This is a genomic window from Oryzihumus sp., from assembly GCF_036391795.1.
Lineage (GTDB): Bacteria > Actinomycetota > Actinomycetes > Actinomycetales > Dermatophilaceae > Oryzihumus.
Genome location: NZ_DASVZH010000158.1, coordinates 1 through 3,307 on the forward strand (window position 1 = coordinate 1; position 3,307 = coordinate 3,307).

3 protein-coding genes are annotated in these 3,307 nt (G+C 69.8%); all 3 read right to left on the bottom strand.

Features of this window, described 5'->3' with window-relative positions; all coding sequences use genetic code 11:
* The coding region (gene pstA / locus VF825_RS09620; protein WP_331112626.1) for a phosphate ABC transporter permease PstA at nucleotides 1–717 on the bottom strand (717 nt) is incomplete at its 3' end.
* Complete coding sequence (pstC, locus tag VF825_RS09625; protein ID WP_331112628.1) at nucleotides 714–1,724, bottom strand: phosphate ABC transporter permease subunit PstC; 1,011 nt, start codon at nucleotides 1,722–1,724, stop codon at nucleotides 714–716. The genes pstA and pstC, both read right to left, overlap by 4 nt.
* Before the next feature lie 92 nt (nucleotides 1,725–1,816).
* A complete protein-coding gene (pstS, locus tag VF825_RS09630; RefSeq protein ID WP_331112630.1) occupies nucleotides 1,817–2,941 on the bottom strand; it encodes a phosphate ABC transporter substrate-binding protein PstS in 1,125 nt (374 codons plus the stop codon).
* Between the last annotated feature and the right edge of the window lie 366 nt (nucleotides 2,942–3,307).

Genomic DNA, 3,307 nt, shown 5'->3' on the forward strand with positions numbered 1-3,307 from the left:
CGGGCCGAGGATCAGCAGCGGCGCGGTCTCGCCCATGACGCGGGCCAGGCCGAGCAGCACGCCGGTGACGATGCCGGAGAACGCCGTGGGCAGCACGATCCGCACGATCGTCTTCCACTTCGGCACGCCGAGGGCGTAGGACGCCTCGCGCAGCTCGTTCGGCACCAGCTTGAGCATCTCCTCGGTGGAGCGCACGACCACGGGGACCATGAGCAGCACCAGCGCCAGGCAGACGGCGAACGCCACCCGCTGGAAGCCGAACGTCGTGACCCACACCGCGTAGATGAACAGCGCCGCGACGATGGAGGGGATGCCGGTGAGGATGTCGACCATGAACGAGACCGCCCGGGCGAAGCGGCCCCGGCCGTACTCCACGAGGTAGATCGCGGTCATCACGGCGATCGGCACCGCGATCACGGCGGTGACGGCGGCCTGGATGAGCGTGCCCTGGATGGCGTGGACGGCGCCGCCGCCGACCATCCGCGAGGTGATGCCGCGCTGGGAGTGGGTCCACCAGTCGGCGCCGAGCAGCATGTGCAGGCCCCGGGCGAGCACGGTCCACAGGATCCACACCAGCGGCACCAGGGCCAGCAGGAACGCGGCCCACATCACCACGCGCGCCAGCTGGTTGCGGAAGGCCCGGCCGCGGGACTTGTGCCCGAGCTGCAGGGCGGGCGCCGGCGCCGGGGTCGAGGGGGCGTCAGTCGTGGTGCTCATTCGGTGAAGGCCTTCCGGCGCTCGATGACGATCCGCGCGATGGCGTTGACGACGAAGGTCAGGACGAACAGGACCAGGCCGGCCGCGATGAACGCCCCCGCCTTCTGCGGGGTGTCGAACTCGGCGGCGTTGTTGGCGATCTTGGAGGCGAAGGTCTCGCCGCCGTTGAAGATCGACCAGGACCAGGCGGTGCCGCCGGAGAGCGCGGACAGGATGATCAGGACGGCGACGGTCTCGCCGAGCGCCCGGCCGAGCGCGAGCATGGCCGCCGAGATGACACCCGGGCGGCCGAACGGCAGGACCGTGGTGCGGATCATCTCCCAGCGGGTCGCGCCGAGGGCCAGGGCCGCCTCCTTGTGCGTGACCGGCGTCTGGGCGAACACCTCACGGGAGATCGCGGTGACGATCGGCAGCACCATGATCGCGAGCACGACGCCCACGACGAAGATGGTGCCGCCCTCGCTGACGCTGGTGTCGGAGAACAAGGGGAACCACCCCAGCGCGCCCTGCAGCGCGTTCTGGATCCCGTTCAGGTGCGAGCCGAACACCCACAGGCCCCACAGGCCGTAGACGATCGAGGGGACCGCCGCGAGCAGGTCGACCAGCGACGCGGCCGGGCGGGCCAGCCAGCGGGGGGAGTACTGCGTGATGAACAGCGCGACGCCCACCCCCAGGGGCACCGCGATGAGCAGCGCGATCACCGAGCTGATCACGGTGACCCACAGCAGGTTGGCGATGCCGAAGCTCAGCGTGTCGCCGTCGACGTTCCAGTCGGTCGAGGTCAGGAAGTTGGCCTTGTCGTGCGCGATCGCGGGGATGGCCTGCGAGAGCAGGAACGTCGCGATGAGGACCACGAGGACGATCACCAGCAGTCCCGCGCCGCGGGCGGCGCCGCCGAAGAGGCGGTCGCCGAGACGGCCCGTGGACGCACCATCGCCGCTCAGGGGCGAAGGGCCCGGAGCGGCGGGGGAGTTGTCGGCGGTCGAGACGCCGGATGCCGAAGTCACGCTGGATCAGAACCTCGTGGTCGGGGACAAGATCGGGGGGTATGCCGTGTGGCCGGCCTCTGGCCGCGAGGCCGGCCACACGGCATACATGGTCAGGAGAGCGCGTTGATCGCGGTGGCGACCTTGGTCTGGATCTCCGTCGGCAGCGGCGCGTAGCCGATGTCCTGCAGCTTGGCCTGCTCGGCCGGGGAGGCGAAGAACTTCAGGAAGCTCTTGAGCAGCTCCACCTTGGCCGGGTCCTTGGCCTTGGAGCAGGCGATCTCGTAGGTCACCAGGACGATCGGGTAGGCGCCCGGGGTCTTGGTGGCGTAGTCGAGCTTGAGCTTGAGGTCGTTGCCGGTGCCGGCGACCGTGGCGGCGGCGACGGCCTTGCCCGCGGACTCACCGGTCAGCTCGACCGGGCCGGCGCCGTTGTCGATCTGGGCGATGCCCAGCTTGTTGTCCTTGGCGTAGGACCACTCGGCGTAGGTGATGCCGCCGTCGGTGGACTTCACCGCGTTGGCGACACCGGCCGACTTCTCCTTGCCCTCGCCCTTGCCGGTCCACTTCTTGCCGGGGGTGGCGGTCCACACCTTCGGCGCGGCGGCGTTGAGGTACTTGGTGAAGTTCTCGGTGGTGCCCGACTCGTCGGAGCGGAAGAAGACCTTGATCGCGGTCGCCGGCAGCTTGACGCCGGGGTTGATCTTGGCGATGGCCGGGTCGTTCCACGTGGTGATCTGGCCGAGGAAGATCTTGGCCGTCACGTCGGGGGTGAGGATGAGCTTGTCGACGCCGGCGACGTTGTAGGACACGGCGATCGGGCCGGTGACCATGGGGATGTTCCAGGCGTCGGAGCCGCACTTGGCCTTGGCCTGGTCCTGCTCGGTCTGGCTCGAGCCGGCCGCCGGCTTGTCCTTGAGGGCCGAGTCGGAGCCGGCCCAGTCGACCTGGCCGGCGATGAACTGCTTGATGCCCGCGCCGGAGCCGGTCGGGTTGTAGTTGACGGTGGCGCCGGAGCACTGGTCCTGGAAGTCGGAGATGGCCTGCTCGATGGCGTTCTTCTGGGCCGAGGAGCCCTCGCCGTTGAGCGTGCCCTTGCCGCAGGCGACGCTGGCGGACGAGCCGGAGGAGGAACCGCCGGCGGCGGGGCTCGCGTTGTTGTCGGAACCGCAGGCCGTCAGCGCAAGCGTGCCAACAAGGGCCACGCCGGTGAGCTGGCCGAGACGCTGGATCTTCACTGTGGTCGTACCTTCCGTATGCAGGGTCAGAGGGACGAGCTCCCTCGCCCGTCATGCACCGAAGGTAGGGACGCTGGGTGACGTGATGGCCCGTCGCGGGTGAACGGCAGGTGAACGCCTCCGGCCATCTGTGGAACTTCCCGGCGTCGCCCGGGCCAGCAGCGGGTGAACGACAGTTCAGCGGCGGGTCAAGTGCCCCGGTTCGCCCCGGTATGCCGGGCCCCTCACCTCCCAGCGACTGTGCTCGGCTGAGGCCGCTTTTGCTCAGCCCAGGCCGGGGCCGGTCCCGCTTTCGGCGCCGAGAACCGGCCCGGCGTGAGCAAAGCCGCCCGGGGTGAGCACAGTCAGGGGAGGTGGCGCTCGACG